At 68.7% G+C, this 25,974-nt stretch carries 26 protein-coding genes; 13 read left to right on the top strand and 13 right to left on the bottom strand.

All coding sequences use genetic code 11. The features are described 5' to 3' along the window. The first annotated feature begins 18 nt into the window (after positions 1-18). Positions 19-222: a hypothetical protein gene (locus AB0I34_RS04530; protein ID WP_360439294.1), complete on the top strand. Its 204-nt coding sequence runs from the start codon at positions 19-21 to the stop codon at positions 220-222. 155 nt (positions 223-377) lie between these two features. Here the strand turns inward: AB0I34_RS04530 and AB0I34_RS04525 are convergent, their stop codons facing one another. Beyond that, entirely contained in the window at positions 378-1,280 is a 903-nt protein-coding gene (locus AB0I34_RS04525) for a neutral zinc metallopeptidase (RefSeq protein WP_360439291.1), read from the bottom strand. Positions 1,281-1,561: 281 nt separating this feature from the next. Between AB0I34_RS04525 and abc-f the strand changes: the two genes are divergently transcribed. Both abc-f and AB0I34_RS04515 read left to right on the top strand, forming a co-directional pair. Beyond that, the gene (gene abc-f, locus AB0I34_RS04520) at positions 1,562-3,160 is read left to right on the top strand and encodes a ribosomal protection-like ABC-F family protein (RefSeq protein ID WP_360439288.1); all 1,599 of its coding nucleotides are present in this window, start codon (positions 1,562-1,564) and stop codon (positions 3,158-3,160) included. A 25-nt stretch (positions 3,161-3,185) separates the two neighbouring features. Beyond that, entirely contained in the window at positions 3,186-3,950 is a 765-nt protein-coding gene (locus AB0I34_RS04515) for an enoyl-CoA hydratase/isomerase family protein (RefSeq protein ID WP_360439285.1), read from the top strand. Here the strand turns inward: AB0I34_RS04515 and AB0I34_RS04510 are convergent. Genes AB0I34_RS04510 through AB0I34_RS04500 form a run of 3 tightly spaced genes read right to left on the bottom strand, consistent with a single transcriptional unit; the run spans position 3,947 to position 5,175 of the window. Then, the gene (locus tag AB0I34_RS04510; RefSeq protein WP_360439283.1) at positions 3,947-4,393 is read right to left on the bottom strand and encodes an SRPBCC domain-containing protein; all 447 of its coding nucleotides are present in this window, start codon (positions 4,391-4,393) and stop codon (positions 3,947-3,949) included. The genes AB0I34_RS04515 and AB0I34_RS04510 overlap by 4 nt on opposite strands. 15 nt (positions 4,394-4,408) lie before the next feature. Then, entirely contained in the window at positions 4,409-4,738 is a 330-nt protein-coding gene (locus AB0I34_RS04505; RefSeq protein ID WP_360439280.1) for a metalloregulator ArsR/SmtB family transcription factor, read from the bottom strand. Beyond that, complete coding sequence (locus AB0I34_RS04500) at positions 4,735-5,175, bottom strand: SRPBCC domain-containing protein (protein ID WP_360439277.1); 441 nt, start codon at positions 5,173-5,175, stop codon at positions 4,735-4,737. The genes AB0I34_RS04505 and AB0I34_RS04500 overlap by 4 nt, the downstream gene beginning before the upstream one ends. A gap of 153 nt (positions 5,176-5,328) precedes the next feature. On the opposite strand from AB0I34_RS04500, the gene AB0I34_RS04495 reads away from it, so the two are divergent. Both AB0I34_RS04495 and AB0I34_RS04490 read left to right on the top strand, forming a co-directional pair. Further along, positions 5,329-7,218, top strand: coding sequence for an ABC transporter ATP-binding protein (locus AB0I34_RS04495; RefSeq protein WP_360439274.1), 1,890 nt, complete (start codon positions 5,329-5,331; stop codon positions 7,216-7,218). Between the two features lie 42 nt (positions 7,219-7,260). Further along, on the top strand, positions 7,261-7,437 hold the full coding sequence (locus tag AB0I34_RS04490) for a hypothetical protein (RefSeq protein WP_360439271.1): 177 nt from the start codon (positions 7,261-7,263) through the stop codon (positions 7,435-7,437). A gap of 4 nt (positions 7,438-7,441) precedes the next feature. On the opposite strand, the gene AB0I34_RS04485 is transcribed toward AB0I34_RS04490, so the two are convergent. From AB0I34_RS04485 to AB0I34_RS04475, 3 genes are all read right to left on the bottom strand, one after another. Continuing rightward, entirely contained in the window at positions 7,442-7,945 is a 504-nt protein-coding gene (locus AB0I34_RS04485; RefSeq protein ID WP_360439269.1) for a hypothetical protein, read from the bottom strand. Positions 7,946-8,039: 94 nt separating this feature from the next. Beyond that, positions 8,040-8,804, bottom strand: coding sequence for a polyprenyl diphosphate synthase (gene uppS / locus AB0I34_RS04480; protein WP_360439267.1), 765 nt, complete (start codon positions 8,802-8,804; stop codon positions 8,040-8,042). Then, positions 8,804-9,880, bottom strand: a complete 1,077-nt coding sequence (locus AB0I34_RS04475; protein WP_360439264.1) for an ATP-dependent DNA ligase — start codon at positions 9,878-9,880, stop codon at positions 8,804-8,806. The genes uppS and AB0I34_RS04475 overlap by 1 nt, the downstream gene beginning before the upstream one ends. Positions 9,881-9,966: 86 nt before the next feature. On the opposite strand from AB0I34_RS04475, the gene AB0I34_RS04470 reads away from it, so the two are divergent. The 4 genes from AB0I34_RS04470 to AB0I34_RS04455 all read left to right on the top strand — a co-directional run bounded on the left by AB0I34_RS04470 (position 9,967) and on the right by AB0I34_RS04455 (position 12,124). Then, positions 9,967-10,695, top strand: coding sequence for a hypothetical protein (locus AB0I34_RS04470; RefSeq protein ID WP_360439261.1), 729 nt, complete (start codon positions 9,967-9,969; stop codon positions 10,693-10,695). 65 nt (positions 10,696-10,760) lie between these two features. Beyond that, complete coding sequence (locus tag AB0I34_RS04465; protein ID WP_360439258.1) at positions 10,761-11,438, top strand: DUF1707 and FHA domain-containing protein; 678 nt, start codon at positions 10,761-10,763, stop codon at positions 11,436-11,438. 39 nt (positions 11,439-11,477) lie between these two features. Then, positions 11,478-11,792 (top strand): hypothetical protein, encoded by a 315-nt coding sequence (locus tag AB0I34_RS04460; RefSeq protein WP_360439255.1) that lies wholly within the window; start codon positions 11,478-11,480, stop codon positions 11,790-11,792. Further along, positions 11,789-12,124 (top strand): YnfA family protein, encoded by a 336-nt coding sequence (locus AB0I34_RS04455; protein ID WP_360439252.1) that lies wholly within the window; start codon positions 11,789-11,791, stop codon positions 12,122-12,124. The genes AB0I34_RS04460 and AB0I34_RS04455 overlap by 4 nt, the downstream gene beginning before the upstream one ends. A 3-nt stretch (positions 12,125-12,127) precedes the next feature. Here the strand turns inward: AB0I34_RS04455 and AB0I34_RS04450 are convergent, their stop codons facing one another. Continuing rightward, on the bottom strand, positions 12,128-12,889 hold the full coding sequence (locus AB0I34_RS04450) for a phytanoyl-CoA dioxygenase family protein (RefSeq protein WP_360439249.1): 762 nt from the start codon (positions 12,887-12,889) through the stop codon (positions 12,128-12,130). Between the two features lie 115 nt (positions 12,890-13,004). Here AB0I34_RS04450 and AB0I34_RS04445 point away from each other — a divergent pair, with 115 nt between their 5' ends. Together AB0I34_RS04445 and AB0I34_RS04440 are read left to right on the top strand one after the other, a co-directional pair. Continuing rightward, positions 13,005-13,799 carry an AraC family transcriptional regulator gene (locus AB0I34_RS04445; protein ID WP_360439246.1) on the top strand — a complete coding sequence of 265 codons (795 nt, stop codon included), beginning with the start codon at positions 13,005-13,007 and terminating at the stop codon, positions 13,797-13,799. Between the two features lie 77 nt (positions 13,800-13,876). Further along, complete coding sequence (locus AB0I34_RS04440; protein WP_360439243.1) at positions 13,877-15,688, top strand: xylan 1,4-beta-xylosidase; 1,812 nt, start codon at positions 13,877-13,879, stop codon at positions 15,686-15,688. 21 nt (positions 15,689-15,709) lie between these two features. On the opposite strand, the gene AB0I34_RS04435 is transcribed toward AB0I34_RS04440, so the two are convergent. The 5 genes from AB0I34_RS04435 to AB0I34_RS04415 all read right to left on the bottom strand — a co-directional run bounded on the left by AB0I34_RS04435 (position 15,710) and on the right by AB0I34_RS04415 (position 22,234). Continuing rightward, positions 15,710-17,560 carry an ABC transporter ATP-binding protein gene (locus tag AB0I34_RS04435; protein ID WP_360439240.1) on the bottom strand — a complete coding sequence of 617 codons (1,851 nt, stop codon included), beginning with the start codon at positions 17,558-17,560 and terminating at the stop codon, positions 15,710-15,712. Position 17,561: 1 nt separating this feature from the next. Then, positions 17,562-18,476: an ABC transporter permease gene (locus AB0I34_RS04430; RefSeq protein ID WP_360439237.1), complete on the bottom strand. Its 915-nt coding sequence runs from the start codon at positions 18,474-18,476 to the stop codon at positions 17,562-17,564. Continuing rightward, complete coding sequence (locus AB0I34_RS04425) at positions 18,473-19,468, bottom strand: ABC transporter permease (protein ID WP_360439234.1); 996 nt, start codon at positions 19,466-19,468, stop codon at positions 18,473-18,475. Before AB0I34_RS04425 ends, AB0I34_RS04430 begins: the two co-directional genes overlap by 4 nt. Before the next feature lie 6 nt (positions 19,469-19,474). After that, on the bottom strand, positions 19,475-21,145 hold the full coding sequence (locus AB0I34_RS04420) for an ABC transporter substrate-binding protein (protein ID WP_360439231.1): 1,671 nt from the start codon (positions 21,143-21,145) through the stop codon (positions 19,475-19,477). 93 nt (positions 21,146-21,238) lie between these two features. Then, positions 21,239-22,234 (bottom strand): LacI family DNA-binding transcriptional regulator, encoded by a 996-nt coding sequence (locus AB0I34_RS04415; protein WP_360439228.1) that lies wholly within the window; start codon positions 22,232-22,234, stop codon positions 21,239-21,241. Positions 22,235-22,364: 130 nt separating this feature from the next. Between AB0I34_RS04415 and AB0I34_RS04410 the strand changes: the two genes are divergently transcribed. Together AB0I34_RS04410 and AB0I34_RS04405 are read left to right on the top strand one after the other, a co-directional pair. Next, complete coding sequence (locus AB0I34_RS04410; protein ID WP_360439225.1) at positions 22,365-24,827, top strand: alpha-amylase family protein; 2,463 nt, start codon at positions 22,365-22,367, stop codon at positions 24,825-24,827. 17 nt (positions 24,828-24,844) lie between these two features. Beyond that, positions 24,845-25,948: a Gfo/Idh/MocA family oxidoreductase gene (locus AB0I34_RS04405; RefSeq protein WP_360439222.1), complete on the top strand. Its 1,104-nt coding sequence runs from the start codon at positions 24,845-24,847 to the stop codon at positions 25,946-25,948. The last annotated feature ends 26 nt before the right edge of the window (positions 25,949-25,974 follow it).

Genomic DNA, 25,974 nt, shown 5'->3' with positions numbered 1-25,974 from the left:
CACAGGGAAGGACAGCGGTTGAACTCGGAACTGCAGTTCTGGCGTGCCATGGCCGGTTATGCGCTTGCGCGGGCCCGCTCCCAGCGTGCCCGCGGAGGCCGGACCCAGTTCGGCGCGTCCTCGCTCGAATGGGCGATCATCTCGGCCATCCTGGTCGCCGCCGCGCTGGCGGTCGGTCTGATCGTCCGCCGCGTCGTCGACAAACGCTCCGGCGCCGACTGACCCCTCCCATCTGACCCCCTCCCATCTGACCCTCTCCCCAGCTGGCTGGCTGACCATCCAGGTTGTGGGTTGGCCACCGGCGTGCGGGTGGCAAACCCACACTTTCGCTGGTCAGCCAGCCAGATGGGGAGGGGTGGGGCAGGCTGGGGCTGGGGTCAGAGTGGGTTGGCCGACCAGGTGTCGCAGGCGTTCATGTCGCCGGAGTCCATCCCCGCCTTGAACCACCGCATCCGCTGCTCGGCGGTGCCGTGGCTGAAGCTCTCCGGATTCACCTGACCCTGGGTCTTCTGCTGGATCCGGTCGTCACCGACGGCGGCTGCCGCGTCCAGGCCGCGGGCGATGTCGTCCTCGGTCAGGCCGCTGATGAACGTGTCGCCGTCCTTGTCGGGCACGGTCGTCGCGTGGTTGGTCCAGATCCCGGCCAGGCAGTCGGCCTGCAGCTCGGACCGGACCGAGTCCGACGTCGGGCCGTTGCGGGACTTGATCCGGCCGAGGATGCCGTACAGGTTCTGGATGTGGTGGCCGTACTCGTGGGCCACGACGTACGCCTCGGCGAAGTTGCCGCCCTTCGCGCCCAGTTCGGACTGGAGCGTCTGGAAGAACCCGAGGTCCAGGTAGACCCGCTTGTCCGGCGGGCAGTAGAACGGCCCGACCGCGCTGGTGGCCGGTCCGCAGCCGGTGTTGACCGAGCCGTCGAAGACCCGCATCGGCGCCCGGGTGTACTTCTTGCCCCGGCGCGGCAGTTCCGCGGCCCAGAAGCCCTCGATCGAGTTCTGGTAGAACACGAACCGGCAGTCGGGGTTGTCCTGCAGGTCGGTGCCCTTCTTGCACGAGTCCAGATTGCCGGCCGCCGTGTTGCGGACACTCGGCTCCTGGCTGCCGCCGTCGCCGCCGGGCAGACCGCCGTTCAGCAGCAGGATGACGACCAGCAGGATGATGCCGCCGATGCCACCGCCCACCGGGATCATCCCGCCGGGCAGCCCGCCGCCGCCTCCGCCGCTCCCACGAGTGTCCTCGACCCCACTGGTGTCGAGATCCGCGTCCGGGTTGAATTTCACAGCACTTAGACTAGTGCTTCGAGGCGGGATGCCCCTCGGCGCTTGCGGCGCGCAGGCACGCACCTCGCGGCACTTGAGGACCGTCCACGATGCTCCGCATCGAGGACGCCCCTCAAGCACCGCGATGCACGCACCTGAACACCGCAATCGCTCGAGGTTCATCCCACCTCGAAGCACGACCCGACAGCGGGGGATTCTGGTGTGTCGTGACGCTGCGCCGCCGACCCGCTACCGCCCGCCCCCTGCCTTGACTCCCGACCCTGAGGACGCCTGCCACCGCGATGATCACTGTCTCCAACCTCGAGGTCCGCGTCGGTGCCAGGCAGTTGCTCGCGCCCGCCTCGTTCCGGGTCGGGCCCGGCGACAAGGTGGGTCTGGTCGGGCGCAACGGCGCCGGCAAGACCACGCTGACGAAGATCCTGGCCGGTGAGGGTCTGCCGGCCAGCGGCTCGGTGTCCACCTCCGGTGAGATCGGCTACCTCCCGCAGGACCCGCGGACCGGGGATCTGGAGATCCTGGCCCGGGACCGGATCCTGTCCGCCCGCGGCCTGGACGACGTCGTACGCCGGTTGCGCAGCGCGGAGAAGTCGATGGCCAGCGCCGACGAGAAGACCCGCGCGAAGGGGATGCGGCGCTACGAGCGGGCCGAGGCCGACCTGCACGCGGCCGGCGGGTACGCCGCCGAGTCGGAGGCGGCCCGGATCGCGGCGAACCTCGGGCTGCCGGATCGGGTGCTGGGGCAACCCCTGGGCACACTGTCAGGCGGTCAGCGCCGACGGGTGGAGCTGGCCCGGATCCTGTTCGCCCAGGCGGAGACGCTGCTGCTGGACGAGCCGACCAACCACCTCGACGCCGACTCGATCGTCTGGCTGCGCGACTTCCTCAAGTCCTACCCCGGCGGCGTGATCATGATCAGCCACGACGTGAACCTGCTCGAGGAGACCGTCACCCGGGTGTTCCACCTGGACGCGAACCGGGCCGAGATCGACGTCTACAACGTCGGCTGGAAGGCGTACCTGACGCAACGCGAGGCCGACGAGCGGCGGCGCAAGCGCGAGCGGGCGAACGCGGAGAAGAAGGCGACCCAGCTGGTCGACCAGGCGAACAAGATGCGCGCCAAGGCGACCAAGGCGACAGCGGCCCAGCAGATGCTGCGGCGGGCCGAGCAGTTGATGTCCTCGCTCGAGGACGAGCGCAAGACCGACCGCGTGGCCAAGATCGCCTTCCCGACGCCGGCGCCGTGCGGCAAGACGCCGTTGATGGCGCGCGAACTGTCAAAGTCGTACGGCTCACTGGAGATCTTCACCGACGTCGACCTCGCGATCGACCGAGGCTCGCGGGTCGTGGTACTGGGGCTGAACGGTGCCGGCAAGACGACGCTGCTGCGGGTGCTGTCCGGGCTGGAGAAGTCCGACACCGGCGAGGTGATCGACGGGCACGGGCTCAAGCTCGGGTACTACGCGCAGGAGCACGAGACGCTCGACGTGAACCGGACGGTGCTGGAGAACATGAAGTCCGCGGCCCCGGACCTGAACGAGACACAGGCGCGCAGCGTGCTCGGCTCGTTCCTGTTCACCGGCGACGACGCGGACAAGCCGGCCCGGGTGCTGTCCGGTGGCGAGAAGACCCGACTCGCCCTGGCGACACTGGTGGTCTCGGCCGCGAACGTGCTGCTGCTCGACGAGCCGACCAACAACCTGGACCCCGCCTCGCGCGCCGAGGTGCTGAACGCGATCCGGTCGTACGCCGGTGCGATCGTGCTGGTCACCCACGACGAGGGCGCGGTCGAGGCCCTCGAACCAGAGCGCGTCCTCCTGCTCCCGGACGGCGTGGAAGACCTGTGGACCAACGACTACGCCGACCTGGTGTCGCTCGCCTAAGTTAATCGCGAGTAATGTTCCTCGCATGAAGGAACTGCGCTTGACCGTGGAAGGCCCGGTCGCACGGGTGGTGCTGGACCGGCCCGAGGTGCGTAACGCCCAGACCCCGGCGATGTGGCGGGCGCTGGCCGACTTCGGTACGTCGCTGCCGGCCGATGTTCGCGTGGTCGTGGTGTCGGGGGAGGGACCGTCGTTCTCGGCGGGACTCGACCGGCGGCTGATGATGGGTGAGGCTGTCGACGGCCAGGAGGCGTTGCTCACGCTCGGGGCGAAGCCCACCGCCGAGGTGCACGAGCTGATCGCCGGTTTCCAGGCGGGATTCTCCTGGTTGCGGCGGCCCGAGATCATCAGCATCGCCGCGGTGCAGGGTCACGCCATCGGCGCCGGCTTCCAACTGGCACTGGCCTGCGACCTCCGTGTCGTCACCCCGGACGTCCGCTTCAGCATGCGCGAGACCGCGCTCGGCCTGGTGCCGGACCTCGGCGGCACCCAACCGCTCGTCCAGCTCGTCGGGTACTCACGGGCGCTGGAGCTCTGCGCGACCACCCGCTGGGTGGAGGCAGACGAGGCGAAGGAGCTCGGTCTGGCGAACATCGTCGTACCGCCGGAGGAGCTCGCCGGGACGGTCGAGGATCTGACCGAGGCGCTACTGTCGCCGCTCCCAGGAGCGATCCGCGAGACCAAGGCGTTGCTCCTCGGTGCCGCGGACCGTTCCTACCAGGATCAGCTGAAGGCCGAGCGGGAGGCCCAGGAGCGCCGGCTGAAGGAGCTCCTGGCAACCCTCGCCTAGTGCCAGTTGCTGATCTGTACGTCGCGGGGAGCGGGGTCGCCCGTACCGGTCTCGACGTACTTCTTCAGGCTCAGCAGGTACGAGCCCCACTTGGTGCTGCAGTGGTACATGAACTCGACCGGCTCCTTCCAGCCCTCGTGCTTGAACAGGACGATCGTGTAGTCGTCGGCCGTGCTGAGGTCGAAGCGGACCTCGGTGCCGATCCACTCCTCGGGACCGTGCACGACCTCCCAGCGGATGAGCTCGCCGGGCTTGGTCTCCAGCACCTTCATGCCGAACGAGCCGCCGGCGACGGGGAAGTGGAAGTCGATCACGCCGCCGACCGAGTCGTCGCCTTGCGTGTCGTCGGTCCACCAGCCTGCGAGGCCGGGGATCGTGGTGAGGGCCTTGGAGACGTCCTCGGGGGACGCCGTGATTCCGACGCGGTGCAAGATGTCGACCATGGGAGTGCCTCTCGTTCAGGTGTCTGTGCTGCGTTGAATGGTTTCGGCGATCCGCTTGATGCGCTGGAGCCGGCGGTCCCAGGCGTCACTGACCGAGGTCAGTTGCGCGATCGCACGGGAAAGCTGTGATTCGTCCACGGTGTAACGCCGTTCGCGCCCCGACGGCTTGGCGTGCACCAGGCCGACCCGCTCGAGGACGGCGAGATGTTTGGCGACGGCCTGCCGGGTGACCGGCAGTTGATCGCTCAGGCCGGTCGCGGTCCCGCCGCCGTTCGCGAGCAACAGGTCGAGCATCCGTCGCCGGGTCGGATCGCCGACCGCCGACCAGAGCCCGTCGTCGATCACGGCGCGGACACCAGCCGGTCGACGTACGGGACGAGGCGGGGGAGGAAGTAGTTCCAGCCGTTGATGTGATCGCGGTACTGCGCGTCGGAGGCCTCGTCGAACCCGGTCTCGGCGAAGCGGAGCACCGTGCCCGTGCCCGCGGCGACGAGGTCGAACGTCACCAGCAGTGAGTTGGCCTCGGTGGCTGTCTCGCCGTCGGGATAGTCCCACCGGAAGGCGAACCGTCGCGGCGGATCGGCCTCGACGACCGTGAGCGAAACGACCTTCCCGTCCGGCTTCTCGCCGAAGGACACGGTCCCGGTGGCACCGGCGACCGGCTCGAGGTCCGCGTCGTCCGGCCACCACTCGCGCAGGTGCTCCGGCGAGCTGATCACCTCGTAGACCACCTCGGGCGCCGCCTCCACCCTGATCTCCCGCTCGATGGTCCGGTCCGCCATCTCACCCACCGTCCTTTCGCAACCTTTGGTTGCCTATGACTGTAGAGCACTCTCGCCGCATCCGCAACCATTGGTTGCATGACGGTGAGTGGGAACATTGTGATGACCTGAACTGTTGTGAAGCTTCACGACACAGGAGCGGGGAGGAACCGCATGTCCTCAGGGATGGCACGCGCGGGCATGGGCGCCTACGGCTGGCGGCGTCAGGATTCGTCCGTGGCCGGGCAGAAGCTCGCCAAGGGCACGCTGCGCCGGATCGCGCGGTTCGCGAAGCCGTACCGCTGGTACATCTCGGTGTTCCTGGTGCTCGTCATCCTGTCGGCGTTCATGGTCATCGCCTCGCCGCTGCTGTTCAAGAAGATCGTCGACGACGGCATCACCAAGGGGAACGCCGGACTCGTCACCGCGCTCGCGCTGGTGGTGGCACTGCTCGCGGTGGTCGAGGCCGCGCTCGGGCTGATGCAGCGCTGGTTCTCGGCGCGGATCGGCGAAGGGCTGATCTTCGACCTGCGGACCAAGGTCTTCGGGCATGTGCAGCGGATGCCGGTCGCGTTCTTCACCCGGACGCAGACCGGTGCCTTGGTGTCGCGGCTCAACAACGACGTGATCGGCGCGCAGCAGGCGTTCACCTCGACGCTGTCCGGCGTGGTGTCGAACATCATCAGCCTGATCCTCGTGGTCGGCGCGATGCTCGTGCTGAGCTGGCAGTTGACGGTGGTGGCGATCCTGCTACTGCCGGTCTTCCTGATCCCGGCGCGGATCCTGGGTCGCCGGCTGGCCACCTTGACGCGCGAGCAGATGAACCTCAACGCCGAGATGTCGACGGCGATGACCGAGCGGTTCAGCGTCGGGGGAGCGCTGCTGGTCACGCTGTTCGGTACGCCCTCGATCGAGAACCGGGACTTCGGTGAGCGGGCCGGACGGGTCCGCGACCTGGGCATCCGGATCGCGATGCTCGGCCGGGTGTTCTTCACCGCACTCACCCTGGTCGCCGCGCTGGCGACCGCGTTGGTGTACGGCGTCGGCGGCAACCTGGCCGTCCGCGAGGCGCTGACCGTCGGGACCCTGCTGGCACTGGTCGCCTTGCTCGGCCGGCTGTACGGCCCGCTGACCGCACTATCGAACGTGCGGGTCGACGTGATGACCGCGCTGGTGTCGTTCGAGCGCGTCTTCGAAGTGCTCGACCTCGAGCCGATGATCAAGGACGCCCCGGACGCCCAGGAACTGCGCAGTGAGCGGGCCGGGGTCGAGTTCGACCACGTGGCGTTCGCCTACCCGACGGCTGAGCAGGTCTCCCTCGCGAGCCTGGAGTCCGTCGCTGTGCTCGACAAGCGGGTGTCTTCGCAGGTGCTCGAGGATGTGAACTTCGTGGTCCAGCCCGGTCAGATGGTTGCGCTGGTCGGCCCGTCCGGCGCCGGCAAGACCACGATCACCAACCTGGTGGCCCGCCTGTACGACGTGACCGGTGGAGCCGTGCGGGTCGGCGGGCAGGACGTACGCGAGGTGACGCTGCAGTCGCTGCACGACACGATCGGGTACGTCACGCAGGACGCGCACATGTTCCACGACACGATCCGGGCGAACCTCGCCTACGCGAAGCCGGACGCCACCGACGACGAGATGATCGAGGCACTGAAGGCCGCGCAGGTGTGGGAGTTGGTGTCGTCCCTGCCCGACGGGCTCGAGACCGTGGTGGGGGACCGTGGTCACCGGCTGTCCGGCGGCGAACGGCAGCGCCTGGCCATCGCGCGTTTGTTGCTGAAGGCACCGCAGATCGTCGTACTGGACGAAGCGACGGCGCACCTGGATTCCGAGTCCGAGGTCGCCGTACAGCGGGCACTCGACACCGCCCTGGAAGGGCGTACGTCGCTGGTGATCGCGCACCGGTTGTCGACGGTGCGGAACGCCGACCTGATCCTGGTCGTTGACCGCGGCAACATTGTCGAGCGCGGTACGCACGAGCAGTTGCTCGCCCAGGGCGGGGAGTACGCAGACCTGTATCACACGCAGTTCGCCGAGACCGGAACCGCCGCCGGCGTCTGAGCGAGCTACCTTGGTTCTGAGGGGTAGTGGGGGGAGCAGACGATGATCAAACTGGCCTTGGCCCTCGCCGCGGGCTACGCCGGCTTCAAGCTCGCGTACAACTCCGAAGACGGCCGCCACTACGGCGAAACCGGCGACCGAACGATCCGCACCACGGTGTCGCTGCTGATGGCCGCCCTCGCGGTCGGCGTCACCTACGCAGTCATGCTCCGGTTCTGACCCGCTACGAGGCGGAGGCCTTCTGTGGGTCGTGCTCCAGTAGGTGGAGGACCGGTACGCCGAGGTGGCGGCGGGCTGAGGTGGTCCAGTCCAGGTGGAAGAACTCGGCCACCACGTGCGGCCGGGTCAGGATGATGACCTCCTGGCCCTGCACGTGCTCCACCGTGGCGATCAGTGCGTCGATCGGGCGGTCGTGCGAGATGCCGCCCTCCGCGTGGTGCCCGAGGTCTCGCAGCCGCTGGACGCTGCGTCCGCTGCACCCCTTCGCCTCGGTGTCGATCGCCTTCTGCGCCTCGACGAGATCCTGGCGCTGAGTGGCCAGCCCTGGACCGTACAGATCCGCGGTGCCCAGCGCGCTGATCGAGGCCTCCACACCGGCCTCGGCGTTGTGACACGGCACGAGCACGTGGTACGTGACGGACTCGGGCATGTCCTGGTGCAGTTCAACGACGCGTTTCGCGTCCGGCGCCGACAGTTCCTGTTCGACGAGCAGTACGACGTCGTACATCGCAACCTCCGGTTCCTACCAGTCGGTATGCCTCCATAGTGCCCCCAAGGTGGCCCGATGTATTCGCTCCTGGCCTAGGCACCTGCTCAAATGATCAACTGGATCGTTCCAGCCGCCGCCGCCCGTAGGTGCGGAGCGCCCGTAGCAGGTCGACCTGCCGGAACGCGGGCCAGTACAGGTCGCAGAACTCGACCTCCGAGCGCGTCGCCTGCCACAGCAGGAAGTCCGACATCCGGAGCTCCCCACTCGTCCGGATCACCAGGTCGGGATCCGGCAGTTCAGGCAGATAGAGGTGTCGGCCGATCACGTCCTCGCTCAGCTCGTCGGCCACATCCTCCAGCGAACGCCCGGCGACCGCAGCCTCGTCCAGCACAGCCCGTACGGCGTCCACCACCTCGAGCCGGCCCGAGTACCCGATGGCGAGCGTCAGGTCACCCGCATCCGTCCGGTCACGTGTCGCCTCGACGGCCTCCTTCAGCGCACGAGCAGTTGTGTCAGGCAACAAATCCAGCTGGCCCGCGACGTGGAGCCGCCACCGGTGGTCACGCCGTACATGCTCGGCCAGGACGGTCTCGGTCAGCTGCATGAGGTAGTCGACTTCGGCCGAATCGCGGCGCCGGATGTTGTCCGCCGACGCCACCCACGCGGTCACGCAGTGGACGCCCGCCTCGGAACACCAACGCAGGAACAGCTCCAGATGCTCCGCGCCGAACCGATGGCCGACCCGCACGTCGTCGTACCCGGCTCGTCGTGCCCAGCGGCGGTTGCCGTCCATCGCGATCGCGATGTGGCGTGGCATCGGCAGTCCGGCCAGTTGGCGTCGCAGGATCCTGGCGTAGACGTCGTACAGGACCTTCATCAGCGTTGGGCGCTCGACAGTACGTCGGCCAGGTCGAACTTGACCGGCTCCTCGAGTTGTTCGTAGGTGCAGGACTCGGGGGTGCGGTCGGGGCGCCAGCGGACGAACTGTGCGGTATGGCGGAAGCGGATGCCCTCCATGTGGTCGTAGCGAACCTCGACCACGAGCTCCGGCCGCAACGGCACGAACGACAGATCCTTGCCCGCCTGCCACCGGCTGCCCTCCGCGTTGCGCGGCGTACGGACGCCTTCCTCCTGCTTCGCCCACGCCCACGGGTGATCGTCGAACGTGGTGACGAGCGGCTGCATCTCCTGGAAGAGCTCCTTGCGCCGCTCGAGCGGGAACGCACCGATCACACCGACACTCGCCAGCGTGCCGTCGTCGCTGTAGAGCCCGAGCAGCAGCGATCCGATCCGGTCCGGGCCGCTCTTGTGCACGCGGTAGCCGGCGACCACGCAGTCCGCGGTGCGCTCCGGCTTCACCTTGAACATCACCCGCTTGTCCGGCTGGTAGGTGACGTCCAACGGCTTCGCGATCAGCCCGTCCAGGCCGGCACCCTCGAACTGCTCGAACCATTCCGCGGCCGTGTCGCGGTTGGTCGTCGCCGGCGTGACGTGGATCGGCGCCTTCACACCGGCCAGCGCATCGATCAGCGCGGTACGCCGTTCCGCGAACGGACGCTCCATGTAGTCGTCGTCACCGAGCGCCAGGAGGTCGAACGCGACGAACCGGGCCGGCGTCTTCTCCGACAGCATGTTCACCCGGCTGGCGGCGGGGTGGATGCGCTGCTGCAGCACCTCGAAGTCCAGTCGGTCGCCGGACGCGCCGATCACGATGATCTCGCCGTCGATCGCGCACCGCTCCGGCAGGTTCGCCTTCACCGCCTCGACCAGCTCGGGGAAGTAGCGCGTCATCGGCTTCTCGTTCCGGCTGCCGATCTCCACCTCGTCCCCGTCCCGGAAGATGATCGAGCGGAACCCGTCCCACTTGGGCTCGTAGCTCATCTCCCCGCGCGGGATCTCCTTGACGGGCTTGGCGAGCATCGGCTTGACCGGTGGCACCACAGGCAGTCGCATCCCGTCATTCTCACCCACGGCCAACTCGTGGGCGATCGGGCGCGTCGAACCAGTGAGGATGAAATGACCAACTCGGGAGGTTGATCATGAAGATCAAGGGTCTGTCCAAGGCCGGCGGGATGGCGGCCGCGCTCGCGGTTGCTGCCCCGCTCGTGCTCGGCGGTTCGGCGGCTCCGGCCGTTGCGGCCGGTGCTCAGACGGCCGCCTCGTGCGGTACGTCGGTCGCTCGGCTGGATGCGGTCACCTACGCGGATCGATTGGTTCGCGCCTGGGGTCGCGGTGACACGAGAATGACAGCTTGTTACGGCACGACTGAAGTCACGCGTGCTCTGTTCGCGCAGGCGTCGCCCGGCGGGATCCACTGGCGCCGGGTTTCCGCGGAAGGCGCGGCCGGGACGATCTATGTGACGTACCACGACGACGCCCGCGGCGGGAATCTCACCCTCGGGGTGGCGAACGCCGCGCCTGAGCTGCGGGGGCCGGGCGGCTGGCACGCTGCCAGAGTCGTGAGCCTCGCCAACGAACCGCGTGCGTGGAACGCGGTGCAGTGGTCCGACAACCTGGTCCGCGCCTGGGGCCGTGGCGACACGAAGTGGATGTCGTACTACGCGACGCCCGCGGTGACGAAGGCGTTGACACAGATCTCCGCATCCGGCGGACCGTCCTGGCGCCGGATCGCGACTGAAGGCGCGGCAGGTACGACGTACCTGACGTACCGGAACGACGCCAACGGTCACCAGCTGGTCGTCGGGATCTCGAACATCGGGCTCTCGCAGGGTGACGCGCACGTCGCCTACCGGATTCAGTACCGCTGACCTGGTCCCCGGCCGCCCCCGGGAGGCGGTGGACAGTGAACCGGACCGGACCGGACAATGCAGGGATGACATCGGTTCCGGCGGAGGGGACGCGTCCGTCGGACGCCGAGCGGGATCGTGCCCTGGCCATCCTGCGCGAGGGCGCCGGGACCGGGCGGCTGTCACACGACACCTTCGTCCGCCGGATGAACTTCGTCCTGCGCGCCCAGAGCCGCGGCGAACTGGCCGACGCCATCCGCGACCTGCCTCGCGAGGAGCCCCGCGTCACCCGCCGGCTCCGGGACTTCCGTACCCGACTTCCCCGGCTGGAAGTCATCCGCAGCCCCAGCCCGACCCGGCCACCAGAGCGGGTTGAGGGCGGGACCTCTGGGCAGCCGAGCGGTGTCGTCGGTGTCTGGTTCGGGTTCCTCGAGCGGCTCGGGTCCCTTCCCCGGGTGGGAGTCGTGCAGAAGACGCCCACTCTGCCGCCGCCCGGGCTCGCGTTGCCGGCGCCAGGATCGCCGACGGTCCGGATCGGACGCGGGCCCGGCGCGTCGCTGCGGTTGGCCGACCTGTCCGTGTCCCGGTGCCACGCGGAGCTCCGGTACGTGAAAGACGGATGGATGCTGCGTGACCTCGGCTCGATGAACGGGACCCAGGTCAACGGCCTCCGGCTCACCACTGCGGTCCGGGTCCGGCCGGGCGACCAGGTCCGATTCGGCGGGGTGGCGTACGTACTCACCTGGACCGATCAGCCCGAATAGTTGCATCCGGTACCTGGGTACGGGATTACCGTCGATCTCATGACCGATCACCTCGCCTGGGCTCCGGCCGCCTGCACCCTGCCGACCGCGGAGCAACCACTCCGGGTCGCGGAGTTCGACCAGCTCTTCGCCGACCACCTCCGCAGTGCCCACCGCGTCGACCCCCAGACGCTCGACTTGACGCTCGCGGCCGAAGCGCGCGACACCACCGCAGCCCTGACCGCCCGCGAGTCCGAGTGCTGCTCCTTCTTCACCTTCACCCTCACCGATACAACCGACGGCCGATTCCACCTGCACATCGGCGTACCGCCCACCCAGACCGCGGTCCTGGACGCCCTGGCCGATCGCCTGTGACCGTGGTGCGGTCTGCGGGGCTCTTCGTGTTGGCCGCGCTGGCCGAGATCGGGGGTGCCTGGCTGGTCTGGCAGGGATGGCGTGAGCATCGTGGCCTGTGGTGGATCGCGGGTGGCGTGATCGCGCTCGGCGCCTACGGGTTCGTCGCGACGTTCCAGCCGGATCCGAACTTCGGCCGCATCCTCGCGGCGTACGGCGGTGTGTTCGTGGCCGGCTCGCTCGCGTGGGGAATGGTGGTCGACGGCTTCCGCCCGGACCGCTGGGACCTCCTCGGTGCCGCGATCTGTCTCGTCGGCGTCGTCGTGATCATGTACGCACCGCGCAACTCCTGATCGTCAGCGATCGGCGATGATGCGGCCGCCGTCGAGGAACGGGTCGAACGCTCCGTGCGCCGTCGTACCGTCCTTGGCCGGGATGACCTCCTTGGAGTACTGCGCGATGTACACGCGCCGGTTCCGGTCGGTCAGGTTCGCCCCGCTGCGGTGGATGACGACGCTGGAGAACACCACGATCGAGCCCGCCTTCGCGGTCATCGGGATGCCGGGATCGGAGCCGAAGTAGCAGACCATGTCGTTGAGTTCCGGGTCCTGGATGTGCTTGATGTACGACTTGATACCGGACCGCGAGTATGGCAGCAGGTAGACCGAGCCGTTCTCCTCGGTGACGTCGTCGAGGGCGATCCAGCAGGTGAGGTAGGGGTCGTGGTCCTCGTGCACGTAGCCGGAGTCCTGGTGCCAGGCGAACGCCGTGTTCGGGTCGCCGGCCTTGATCACGTACTGCTCCCAGAACAGGAAGGCGTCGTCGCCCAGCGTCGCCCGGCAGATCTCGGCCATCGTGTCGCTGAACAGGAACTGCCGCAGCTCGGGCCGGTCCTGGTAGATCATGCTGCTGAAGTACCGCTTGCCCCGGTGGTTGATGCCAAGCGAGTCGGTGCCGGCTTCGTCCATGGCGGCGTCGAGCTTGTCGATCGAGTACTGCGCTCCGCCGCGCAGCAGCTCGAGTTGCTCGTCGGTGAGCACGCTGTCCAGCACGAAGTAGCCCTCGTCGCGGAACTGTGCCAGGTGCTGGGGCGTGATCAGGTCGGTCGAGGTCGTCATGCGGTCCTCCGGTCGGTCGGCTCGTTCCTGCCCTCCAAACGCTAGGGCGGCGGGGACCGGCAAAGAATGTCTCCGCGCGACCTTGGCATGAACATTTTGGCGTACCGTGGCCGGCATGGCGGAGCGGACGGTCGTCGCGATCTCCGACGGGCCGGTGACCAGGCTCGGTCAGATCGTGCTCGCGGGTGAACTGGTCGACGACGAGCCGATCATGCCGTCGACGCTGCGGGTGATGGACGCCTACGTGCTGTCGGTGCTGATCGGGGGCGAGGGCAACTATCGCGACGCGGACGGCCGGGACGAGCGGATCACGCCGGGCGCGCACACGATCGTGCCGCCCGGGTTCCCGCACACCTACGGCACCGATGCGGGGGAGCGGTGGACGGAGTTGTTCGTCGTGTTCACCGGACCGCTGTTCGACTCGCTGGCCCATCTGGCCGGCCCCGGACCGCGGTACCCGGTGCCGCCGCCGTCGATCGAGGCGCTGCGCACCGTACTGCGCTCGCCGCCGCGGACGCGCCGGGTCGCGGAGCATCAGTTGCTGGCGCTGGCCGACTGGCTGATCGACACCGACGACACCGCGGACAGTCCCGACGTGAGCATGGAGATCGTGGACGCGATGGGCCGGCTGGCCGACGACCTCACCGCGAGCACGGACCTGGCGACCGTTGCCGCTGAGTCGGGGCTGAGCTACGACACGTTCCGGCGCCGGTTCGCGGAACAGGTCGGTCAGACGCCGGCGGCGTACCGGAGTGTGCGTCGGCTCCAGGCCGCGGCCACGCTGCTGCGGTTGACCGATCTGACCCACCGGGAGATCGCGCGGACCCTTGGTTTCGCGGACGAGTTCCACCTGTCGCGCCGGTTCCGGGCCCACTTCGGTGTGTCGCCGCGCGAATACCGACAGTCCTGAGATCCGCCTTGACACCTCGCCCGGAGTGAGATGGGGTGGCCTGAAACCGGTTTCAGACCAAACGCCGTGGAGGACTGATGAGCACCGGAACCACCGCCCGCGAGAACTGGGAGCAACGCATCGCGAGTCGTTCCGACGAGCGCGAGGCCGTCCCCGTGCCGGAGCTGCCACCGCCCGCCGGCCTGACCGTGGTCGAGGGCCTCGGACACGTGACGCTGCGCTGGGAGCCGGTGGACGGCGCGATCGGCTACCTCGTGCACCGTGCGCCGGCCGGTTCGCCGCACGCGGACCTGGCGCCCGTCGACCACCTCGGCGGTGACGTCCTGTCGGTCCCGGAGACGTGGTACGTCGACACCACCGGCGAGCCCGGCACCACCTATGACTACGCCGTCGCCTCGGTGCCGACCGTGACCGAGCACGGCGAGGTGGGCGAGCCGGTCACCGCCACCGCCAAACCCGCGGACGGCAGCGTCCCCGTGGTCGACCTGACCGTCGCCACGGCAGCGGACGGTACGCCGCTCGCGAAGCCCTGGCAGCCGATGATCGGCAGCGAGCGGCTGAGCCAACTGCTGTGCACCGACACCTCCGGCGGCCAGGTGATCGGGATCGAACTGGAAGCCGCGCTGCGTCGGGTCCACAACGAGATCGGCGTCTCGACCGTGCGGGCGCACGCGATCCTGCACGACGACCTCGGCGTCTACCGGGAGGTCGACGGCGAACCGGCGTACGACTTCAGCCGGATCGACGAGGTGTACGACAAGCTGCTCGCGATCGGCCTGCGCCCGTGCGTCGAGCTCGGCTTCATGCCGTGCGATCTGGCCTCCGACCCGGACCGCACGGTCTTCGAGTACGGCGGCATCATCTCGCCGCCGAAGGACTGGGACCGCTGGGCGGACCTGATCGGCTCGCTGGTGCGGCACCTGATCGACCGGTACGGCGCGGACGAAGTACTGCACTGGGACTTCGAGGTGTGGAACGAGGCCAACCTCGAGGTCTTCTGGTCCAGCTCCCGCGACGAGTGGATGCGTCTGTACGACGTGACGGCCGCCGCGGTGAAGGCGGTCGACCCGCGGCTCGCGGTGGGCGGACCGTCCTCGGCGGCCGCCGGCTGGGTGGACGAACTGCTGGAGCACACCAGCCGGTCCGGAGCGCCGGTCGACTTCGTCAGCACTCACACCTACGGCAACTCGCCGCTCGACCTGCGGCCGACGCTGGCCCGGTACGGCAGTACGGCGCGGATCCTGTGGACCGAATGGGGCGTCACCCCGACGCACTTCAACCCTGTCAACGACAGCGTCTCCTCGGCGACGTTCCTGCTGCACGGGATGCGTTCGGCGTCGGGCCGGCTGGACGCGCTGTCCTACTGGGTGGCGAGCGACCACTTCGAAGAGCTCGGGCGGCCGCCGCGGCTGCTGCACGGCGGCTTCGGGCTCATCACCGTCGGCGGGATCGCCAAGGCGCGCTACCACGCGCTGCATCTGCTTTCCCGGCTCGGTGACACCGAGCTGCCGGTGGCGGCGTCAGGCGACGGTGCCGACGGACTGGTGCAGGCCTGGGCCTCACGCCACGACGACGGCAGCCTGAGCATCCTGGTGTGGAACCACACGCTGGACCAGGGCAAGGCCGGTGGCGATTCGGCCCTCCGCCGTACCGTCCGGCTGCACGTCCAGGACGGCGGTAAGGCGCGAGTCACCCGGCTGGACGCGGACCACGGCGACATCGCGACCCTTGCCGACCGGATCGGCGTACAGGACTGGCCGACGGACGAGCAGTGGGACGAACTGCGTCGAGCCGACCAGCTGGTTCCCGAGCCCGTCGAACTCACCGCCGGAGTCCTCGAGCTCGACCTGCCACAGCCGTCGGCAGTCCTGATCCAGGTCACTGTCTGATCCCGTTCCCGGGCGCGTGGTTCAGGCGATGTCTCGCGCGCCCGGGCGGGGGATGGCGGCCAGTAGCTTGCGGGTGTAAGGGTCCTTGGCCTCTCCGATGACATCGAGGGTCGGGCCACGCTCCACCATCACGCCCTGGTTCAGCACCATCACATCGTCGGCGAGCAGCCGGGCGCTGAGCAGGTCGTGGGTGATGTAGAGCATGGCGATGCCGCGGTCGCGAACCAGCTTGTCGAGCAGCGCGATGATCTCGGCGCGGATGGACACGTCGAGCATCGAGATCGGCTCGTCGGCGACGACCACCTCGGGCTCGGGTGCCAGGGCCCGCGCGATGACCACACGCTGACGCTGTCCGCCGGACAGCTGGTGCGGCAGCTTGTCGAGGTACTGCTCCGCCGGGCTCAACCCGACCGTCTCCAGCAGCTCGGCCGCCCGTGCGCGGGCCTGGGCGCCGGTCAGACCGAGGTGGTTGCGCAGCGGCCGGCTGAGGGCATACGCCACGGTCCGGGTCGGGTTGAGCGCGGAGAAGGGGTCCTGGAAGACCAGCTGGACGTGCCGCCGGTACTTCCGCAGCGCACCCCGTCCCAGGTGGTCGACCGGCTCGTCCTTGAACCGGATCGATCCGGCGGTCGGGCGCTCCACGCCGGTGAGGATGCGGGCGATCGTCGTCTTGCCCGAACCGCTCTGACCGACCAGCGCGGTGACCCGGCCCGGTCGCAGCGCGAACGACACGTTGTCGACGGCCTGGGTGACGGTCGTGTTCAGCCCGCGCCTGCTCTTGTAGACCTTGCTGAGGCCGTCCACGACGAGCACCGGCTCCGCGTCGATCCGCTCCGACAAGCCGGCGGCGAACACCTGATCTCGGCGGCGCAGCTCCGCTGCCTTTTCCAGTACGACGCGGGCGTCGCCGGACTGCTCGACGAGCAGGCACCGCACCTGGCCGAGACTCGCGGGCAGCAGCTCGGGGTGCACGGTCCGGCAGGCGTCCACCGCCACCGGGCAGCGCGGCTGGAACAAGCAGCCGGCGTGCGACTGCGACAGGTCCGGCGGCCGGCCCGGGATGAACTCGACCTCGACGACCTGGTCCCGCGGGTCGGCGTACGAACCCAGCAGGCCGGCACTGTACGGGTGCAGGTGGCGCGTCACCATCTCCGCGGCCGGCTGGTCCTCGACGATCTCCCCGGCGTACATCACCATCACCCGGTCGGCCAGCTCCATGACCGTGCCGAGGTCGTGGCTGATGAACAGTACGGCGAAGCCGAGCCGTGCCTGCAGCTCGCGGAGCCGGTCGAGGATGTCGCGCTGCACCACGACATCCAGCCCGGTGGTCGGCTCGTCGAGCAGCACGAACCGCGGCTCGAGAGCCAGCGCCAGCGCGAGCGCGACCCGCTGCTTCATGCCGCCGGACAGCTCGTGCGGGAACCGGCTCAGCACCGAGTGGTCCAGCGACACCATCTCGAGCAGCTCGGTGGCGCGGGCGTCGACGTCCAGGTCGTTGCCCAGGGCATCAGAGTGCGCCTCGAACGTGTCGGCGAACTGGCGCCGCACGGTGATCACCGGGTTGAGCGAGTTCATGCTCGACTGGAAGACCGTGGACAGGTCGACCCAGCGCAGCGACCGCAGTTCGTCCTCGGGCGTCGTGGTCACGTCCCGCCCGTCGAACCTGATCGTCCCACCGGTGATCGCGGCCGGCCGGTCGAGCAGCCGCAGTACGGCGTTGCCGAGCGTCGACTTGCCGCAGCCGGACTCGCCGAGCAGACCGACGAACTCGCCGTCGTGGACCTCGAAACTGACCCGGTCCACCGCCCGGACGGCGGCGGAGTCGCGCGGGCTGTACGTGACGCTCAGGTCGCTGACCTCGAGCAGAGCCATGTCAGTCCTCCCTCAGGTGCGGGTTGCTCAGCGCGTCGATGCCGAAGTTCATCAGCGTGAACGACGTGATCAGCAGGGCCAGTACGAGTCCGGGCGCCACCAGCCAGGCCCACTGGCCGGTGGTCAACGCGCCACCGAGGCTGGCCTGGTTGAGCATGGTGCCCCAACTGACGGTCTGCGGATCGCCGAGCCCGAGGAACGCCAGACCGGCCTCCGCGCCGATCGCGCCGAGCGCGGCGCCCATGAAGCCGACCACGATCAGCGAGATCATGTTCGGCACGATCTCGAACGCGATGATCCGGGCCGTGCTGTCGCCGGCGAACTTCGCCGCGGTGATGTAGTCCCTGGTCCGCAATGTGATGATCTGGGCGCGTTTGATCCGGGCGCCGTACGCCCAGCCGGTCACAGTGATGACGATGATGATCAGCCCGAGACCCTTCACCGGGGCGTAGCCGGCCAGCACGATCATCAGCGGCAGCACCGGTACCACCAGGCCGAGGTTGATGAAGAACGAGAGCACCTCGTCCACCACACCTCGCAGGTATCCGGCGGTGAGACCCACAGCCATCGCGATGAGCGTGCTCAGCACACCGGCCACCAGCCCGACGATGAGCGACGTGCGAGCGCCGTACACGAGTTGGGAGAACACGTCCTCACCACGTGCCGTGGTGCCCAGCCAGTGCGCGGCGGTCGGCCCCTCGGACGCGCCGAACTCGTCGAGCCGCGGGCCGTACGGCGCGATCACCGGAGCGAGTACGGCGATCACGACGAACGCCGCCAGCATGAGCATGCCCACCCGGCACTTCCCGTTGCGCCACAGGATCACGAACCACCCAGGCAGTCGGCTGGACGCGTCGGCCTCCAGCGCGGTGACCCGCAAGGCCTCTGTGTCGATGGTTTCCTGAGTGGTCGTCATACCGCCTCCGCTCGTCTCACTCGCGGATCGAGGAATCCGTACGTCACGTCGGCCAGGAAGTTCGCGGTCAGTACGCCGATCGTGGTGAACAGGAACAGCGCCTGCATCAGCGGATAGTCCTTGTTCGACACCGCCTCCAGCAGCAGCCGGCCGAGCCCGGGGTAGTTGAAGATCGTCTCGACCAGCACAGTTCCGCCGAGCAGGCTGCCGAGTGCGATCGCGAACCCGGTGACGTTCGGCAGGATCGCGATCCGGGCGCCGTACGTCAACGCGATCCTCCGCCGCGGCAGTCCCTTCGCACGGGCCAGCCGCGCGTAGTCCTCGCCGAGGGTCTGGACCATGTTGTTGCGCATCCCGATGATCCAGCCGATCGGTCCGGTGATCAGCAGCGCCACAGCCGGCAGCACGCTGTGCTGGAACGCGTCGGAGACGAACAGCCAGGTCCAGCTCGGACTGCTGCCGCCGCCGTACCCGCCGCCGTCGGGGAACCAGTTCAGCGTGATGGCGAACACGAAGATCAGCAGCAGCGCGAGCCAGAAGAACGGCAGCGTGCCGACGAACGTCGACCCGAGCGTGATGACCGAGTCGACCCGCGAGTTCCGCCGGTACGCCGCCCAGGCGCCGAGCAACGTGCCGATCGCGAACGACAGCAACTGCGTGACACCGACCAGGATCAGCGTCCACGGCAGTGCACTGCTGATCATGGCCGTGACCGTGTACGGGAAGTACGAGTACGACACCCCGAAATGCCCGGTGCCGATGGCGCCCAGATAGTCCCAGTACTGCGACAGCAGGTTGCCGTCGGGAGTCCCGAGCAGTTTGCGGATGGCCTCGAGTTGGGCAGGGTTGACCGCCGTGGTCTCACCCTGCAGGCGGTTCAGCAACGCCTGGGCCGGATCCCCCGGCTGGAGCCGGGGGATCAGGAAGTTCAGCGTCACCGCCGCCCACAGGGTGGCCAGGAAGAACCCGGCCCGCCGGACGAAGTACAGCATCGGCGGTCAGCTCCCGGACGACGGGACAAGGTGGGTCAGCACGACCAGGCCGTTGCCGCCGTCGGCGTACGGGTCCTGCTCGTTCGGCCAGCCCTCAGCCTTCTTGGTGTCGTACTGGAACCACTTGGCGCCGTACCAGATCGGGATCATCGGGACCTGGTTCATCATGATGTCGACCAGTCCGGCGACGGCCTGCTTCTGGGTGCCCTCGTCCGGCGAGGTCTCCAGCTGGCCGAGCAGCTCGTCGGTCTTCGGGTCCTGCCAGCGGATCTCGTTGCTGTCGGCCTTCTTGCCGATCGGCGCGGTGCGGGCACTGTTCAGCGGGTCGCTGAAGTTGGCGTACATGTTGCAGCCGCCGCCGTGGACGCCGAACATCATGTCGTAGTTGCCGGTGGCCCGTTCCTGGTCGTGTGCCTCCGGCGTCGGGGTGTCCTTGGTGACGTTGAAGCCGAGCGCGGTGAGGTTCTTGATCAGGATGTCAGCGGCCGCGACCCAGTCGACGTACGAGCCGGGCACCTTGAAGCTGAACGAGATCGGCTTGCCGTCCTTGCCGAGCCGGTGGCCCTTGGAGTCCTTGGCGTAGCCGGCGTCGGTGAGCGCCTTGTCGGCGGCCGCCGGGTCGTACTTGATCCGGCCGTCGTCGGCCAGACCCTGCGGCAGCCAGTCCTTCTGGCCCGGTACGACGAGGCCGCTCTGGCTGGCCTGGGTGACGTAGCCGAGCTGGGCCCGGTCGATGACCTGCTGGTGGTTGAACGCCGTGGTCAGCGCCTTGCGGAACGCCACATCGTTGAACGGCGTCTCGGTCAGGTTCATGTACACGCTGATCACGCCGCCCGGCGCGTACCAGTAGTGGTGGTTCTTCGGGTCGCGGTCGACGTAGGCCTTCTTGATGTCCTGGACGAACATCGCGTTGGTGTCGTACTCGCCCCGGCTGAGCTTGAGCTGCTCGACCTGGCCACCGGCGTCGGCCTTGTTGAACCGCAGTTCCTTGACCTTGATCTTGTCGGCCTGCCAGTAGTCGGGGTTCCGCTCGACGACGAGCTGGCGTGGGTTGAACGACTTCACCTTCATCGGCCCGGTGCCGACCGGGGCGGTCGCGTTCGTGAACGTCGTCGGGTCCGCGACCTTCGACCACACGTGCTCCGGCACGATCCGTACGTCACTCACCAGGGTGAATACGGAGGCGGCCGGCTTCTTGAACGACATCGTCACCTTGGTGCCGTCGGCCTTCACCGTCGACAGGTAGGTCCACACGCCCCTGAGGTCCAGGGCGGGGTACTTCTTGATCATGTTGAAGGTGAAGGCGACGTCGGCCGCGGAGAACGGCTTGCCGTCGTTCCACTTGACGCCGTCGCGAACCGTGTAGACGAGCGTCTGCGGGTCGGTCCACTGGAACGATGTGGCCAGCCAGGGGAGTGCCTTGCAGCTGTAGCCCTCGACGTACATCAGCGGCTCGTAGATGTAGTCCGCCGCGCTGAGCTTGGTGGTTTCGAGATACGGGTTGTAGTTGGGCTTCGGTGCGGCGCCGCCGCCGAAGTCGCCGTAGTTGAGGAAGTCGACCATCCCGTCGCCGGAACTGGCCGTTGTCTGGCCTTCGGTACCGGTACAGCCGGCGAGTAGCAGGCTGACGCTTGCCACTGCGGCGATGAGGGTCTTCAGCCGTACTCGTCTCGTCATCGGGAGTCCTCCTCAGGGTGTGTCCGGCCAGGGCCGGACGTTGGCGGTTTCCCCCCTCGATCCCCGTACCTCGATCCCCTCAGCTCGGCAGGATCAGGGCACACCCCCGCAGCCGCACGAGCTGCGCAGCACCAGCTCGGTCGGTAGCACGATGTCGCCGGCCGGCTGGTCGAGCGGGTCGGCCAGCAGCCGGGCCGTGGTCGCGGCCAATTCGCGGATCGGCTGCCGGATCGTCGTCAGCGCCGGCCGCACCAGGGCGGCCATCGGCATGTCGTCGAAGCCGGTGATCGCGACGTCCTGCGGCACCCGCAGCCCTCGGCCGAGCGCGCTCAGCAGGAGACCGAGCGCTGTTTCGTCGTTCGCGCAGACCACCGCATCGGGCCGGTCGTCGCGATCGAGCAACTGCTCCGCGGCGATCGCGCCGTCGGACTGTTGCAGTCCGACCCGGATCGGCTCGGCCGGCGGTTTGCGGCGGGCCGTCTTGTGCGCGGCGAGGAAGGCCTGCCAGCGGGCTGTCACGTCAGGGGAGCCGTCCGGCGTGCCGACGAAGGCCAGCCGGCGATAGCCGTGGTCGACCAGCAGGTGCCGCGTGAGGTCCTTCACTGTGTCATTGGCGGCGCTGACCGAAGCCTGCGCCGGACCGGCTTCGCTGGCCATCACCACGACACGGATCTGCGCGGCCACCTTGGCGATCGTGTCGATCGACACCGTCCCGCCGTGGATGGCCATGCCGTCCACCCGGTCGGCCAGGTCGAGCACGGTGGCGTCGGTGTCGGCGCGCGAATGCGACGCCAGCACCAGCACGCTGTCGCCCGTCTCCAGCGCCTCAGCCTCGAAGCCTTGGATCAGCTCGGAGAAGTACGGCCCGGACAGGCCCGGAAACACCAACCCCAAGGCGCCGTGCCGGCGCTCGGCCAGCGCACGCCCGAAGTGGCTAGGTTTGTACCCGTGCTCCTCGATCACCCGCAGGACCCGGTCACGGACCTCGGGGGAGACCGGGGTCGTGCCCCTGGAGACGCGCGACACGGTCGCGGGGGAGACGCCCGCGATCTCGGCGACCCGGCGGAGCGTGACACGGCTGTTGCCCATCGGCTGAACTCCCGTTACGGTTGAAACCGGTTTCATGAGACCGGTTTCACGACCATAACCACGACCGCGCCTCCAGGCAACAGGTCGGCGCGGCGTCCCGGAACGATCGAGACCCGGCGAGGACGTGACTGTGACGACATCTGCCCGATCCCTATCGATACCGCCCCGATCGATACGGCTGGAACGGCGCCGCATCCTGGTGGACGGCGTACCGCGGATCCTGATGGCCGGCGAGGTGCACTACTTCCGGCTGCACCGCGAAGACTGGGCCGACCGGCTCGACAAACTCGCCGCCGCGGGCTGCGACGCGGTGGCCAGCTACATGCCGTGGATCGTGCATGAGACCGCGTCCGGCGAGGTCGATCTGACCGGCGCCACCAGTGAGTACCGCGACCTGATCGGGTTCCTCGACCTGGCCGCCGAGCGTGACCTGCTGGTGATCGCCCGGCCGGGCCCGTTCGTGATGGCCGAGTTGAAGAACGAAGGCGTGCCGTTCCGGATCTACCGCGACCACCCGGACGCCGTACCGCTGGGATGGGACGGCAAGCCGGCCAGTACGGCGACCTTGGACTACCTCGAGCCCGGGTACCTCGCCGAGGCCGAGCGGTGGTACGCCGCGATCATGCCGGTGCTCGCGGAACGCCTTGTCAGCAAGGGCGGACCGGTCGCCGCGGTCCAGTTGGACAACGAGGTCGGCATGCTCTCGTGGGTCACGAACACTCCGGAGCTGACTGACCGTACGCTGGCCGACCTTGCCATCTGGGCCGAGCAGACCTGGGGCCGCGAGGGCAGCATCGACCGGTACGGCGTCGACCCCGGTGACAGCGAGCGGTGGGCGGAGTGGTGGCGCGCCGGTGGCACCGGCGGTGGCACGGAGAGCCAGCAGCTCGCGGTGCACCATGACCTCGGTGCGCATCACCGCGACCGCTATGCGCGGTACCTGCTGCGGCTGCGCGACGTCGCCCTGCAGCACGGCGTCGACGGCGTACCGTTCATGGTCAATCTCCACGGCACGTACGCCGGACGCGGCCGGCACTTCCCGATCGGCATCAGCCAGCTCTCGAAGGCGTATGCCGGAGTGCCGCAGACGACCTCTGGCTCCGATCACTACATGGGCGAACTGACTGTTGAGAAGGTCCCGGACCTGTATGTCATGAACGCCTTCATGGCCGCGGTCCACGACGCCGACCAGCCGATCACGTCGCTCGAATTCGAGGCGGGGACGGGCGACTACGGTGAGGACCTGAGCTCGCTGACCAGCCCGGAGACCGCTGAGCTGAAGACGCGGCTGTGCGTTGCCCAGGGCAACCGGTTGATCAACTACTACCTCTTCGCCGGCGGGCACAACCCACCGCTGGACGAACCGGTTGGCGACGGCAACGACCGGATCGCGTTCACCGGCGAGCGGCACGGCTTCGCGGCGCCGGTCGACCCGGAGGGCCGGCTGAGCCAGACCTACGCGGGTACGGCGAGCGCGGTGCGGGCCGTCCGTGGTGCCGAGCACCTGCTGGCCGACATGGACGAGGAGTACGACGACGTCGTCCTCGGCTATGTGCCGGACCACTACCTGACCGAGTACCACCACCCGGACTCCGCCGTACGCCGTGACCAGGTCGGCGAGCTGGAGCGATACCGAGGGATGGGGCCGCGCGACATCCTCGCCCGCGCCCTGCTGCTCGGCGGCTACTCCTTCGGCGCGGTCGACCTGTCCGGTACGCCGACCTCGGCCGGCGCGGATCTGGATCCGGCCGGGCCGGTGGTCGCGCTGGCGACTCCGCCGGTCCTGAGTCGCACGATCCAGGAGCGTCTGGCCGCATACGTCCGGGCCGGCGGCAGGCTGCTGCTGCACGGCCGGATCCCGATTACCGACAACGACGGTACGCCGTGCACGGTGCTCGCCGACGAGCTCGGTGTGAAGGTCGACAGCACCGTCCAGGGCACCCCGCACTTCTTCCCGTCGGTGCGTGCGACCGCGTGGGCCGGCGACCAGCCAGAGGTCCGGGTCGGGATGATGGAGCACCTGGTTGCGCCGGACGCCGAGCCACTGGCCGTTGATGTCGCGACCGGTGCGCCGGTCGCGGTGGCGCTCGCCGGTCGACGGGTCGTGGTGATGGCCTGCGACTATCCGTCCCACCTGGACTTCTGGCGGCTGGTGTGGGAGCGGATCGGCGTCCGCCGCCGGATCATTGCTGAGGGCAACACCCCTGGTCTGGTGACGACGAGCACGGCTGATGCCACCGGTCAGCGGCTGGTGCATCTGATCAACGTCGCGCCGGTGTCTCAGACGTTCACGCTGACCGTGGACGACGTACCCCTCGAGCTCCAGCTCGGTGCTCGCGAAGGGCTGATCCTGCCGGTCGGCGTACGGCTCGACGACGCGGTACTGCGCTGGTCCACCGCCGAACTGGACGGGCCCGGCGACGGGTCGACCTTGGTGCTGCGGCGTCCGGCCGGCCCGGGCCGCGCGCTGATCGAGACCACTCGGAGTGTCTCTGTCGACGGCGATGCCGCCCTGAGCCGGACCGCGGAGGGCTGGCTCATCACCTGGCCCGCCGGCCCGGCCGGCGATCGCCTGACAGTGCGCCTCTCCTAGGAAAGGAACCCGCCACGATGACTTTGTCCATCGGCGTACTCGGACTCGGAAGTGTCTTCTCCGGCCCGTACGCCGCCTTGATCACCAAGCTCGAGCAGGAAGGACGCGTTCGGCTGACCGCGGGCTACGACCCCGATCCGGACAAGCGGTCCGTGGCCGCGGACCGGTTCGGGATCAACACGTCGGCCGGCCGGCCCGAGGACCTGATCGGCCGCGACGACCTCGACATCGTGCTGGTCCTCACCAGCATGAATCAGCACGGATCACTGGCGCGCGCGGCCCTCGGGGCCGGCAAGCACGTACTCGTCGAGAAGCCGATGTCCACGTCCCTCAACGATGCGCAGGTCCTGCTCGAGGCCGCCGCCGTCGCACCGGGACAGCTGGTGTGTGCTCCGCACATCGTGCTGTCGCCGACGTACCGGGAGATGCATCGGCGGGTCCGCGACGGCGAGATCGGCGACCTCCACCTGGCCCGGGCCCGGTACGGCTGGTCCGGCCCGTGGTGGGGCCGGTGGTTCTACGAGGCCGGCGGCGGTGCGCTGTTCGACCTCGGCGTGTACAACCTGACCAGTCTGTGCGGGTTCTTCGGCCCGGTCCGGCGAGTCACTGCCATGGTCGGCACCGCCATACCGAAGCGCGAGATCAACGGCGAGCTCGTGACGGTCCGCGCCGACGACAACGCGCAGATCACGCTCGACTTCGGCAACGCCCGCTTCGCCACGATCACGACCGGGTTCACCATGCAGCAGTACCGGTCGCCGGCGATCGAGCTGTACGGCGCCACCGGCGTACTGCAGATGCTCGGCGATGACTGGGCCCCGAACGGGTTCGAGCAGTGGTCGAACGACCGTGGATCCTGGGAGGTGTTCGGCGAACGCGATCCGAACTGGCCCTGGACCGACGGCCTGCGGCATCTCGTCGAGAGCGTCGAGAACAGTACGCCGACCGTCACCCGGCCCGAGCACGCCTTCCACGCACTCGAGGTGATGCTCGCCGCCAAGCGCTCCGCCGAGGAGGGCCGGGTGATCGACGTGACGAGCCCCTTCCCGGACCTCGACTACGACATCCCCACCCACCCCGCCGGCGACGCCCATGCCAACCACGACCCCCGCACCAGCTGAGGCGCTGCCCCCGCGCGCCTCAGCCG

It is taken from the genome of Kribbella sp. NPDC050281 (assembly GCF_040655855.1).
In the GTDB taxonomy this organism is placed as follows: domain Bacteria; phylum Actinomycetota; class Actinomycetes; order Propionibacteriales; family Kribbellaceae; genus Kribbella.
Note: the sequence above shows the minus strand (reverse complement) of the source record. Positions and strands in the feature narration are given on the sequence as shown.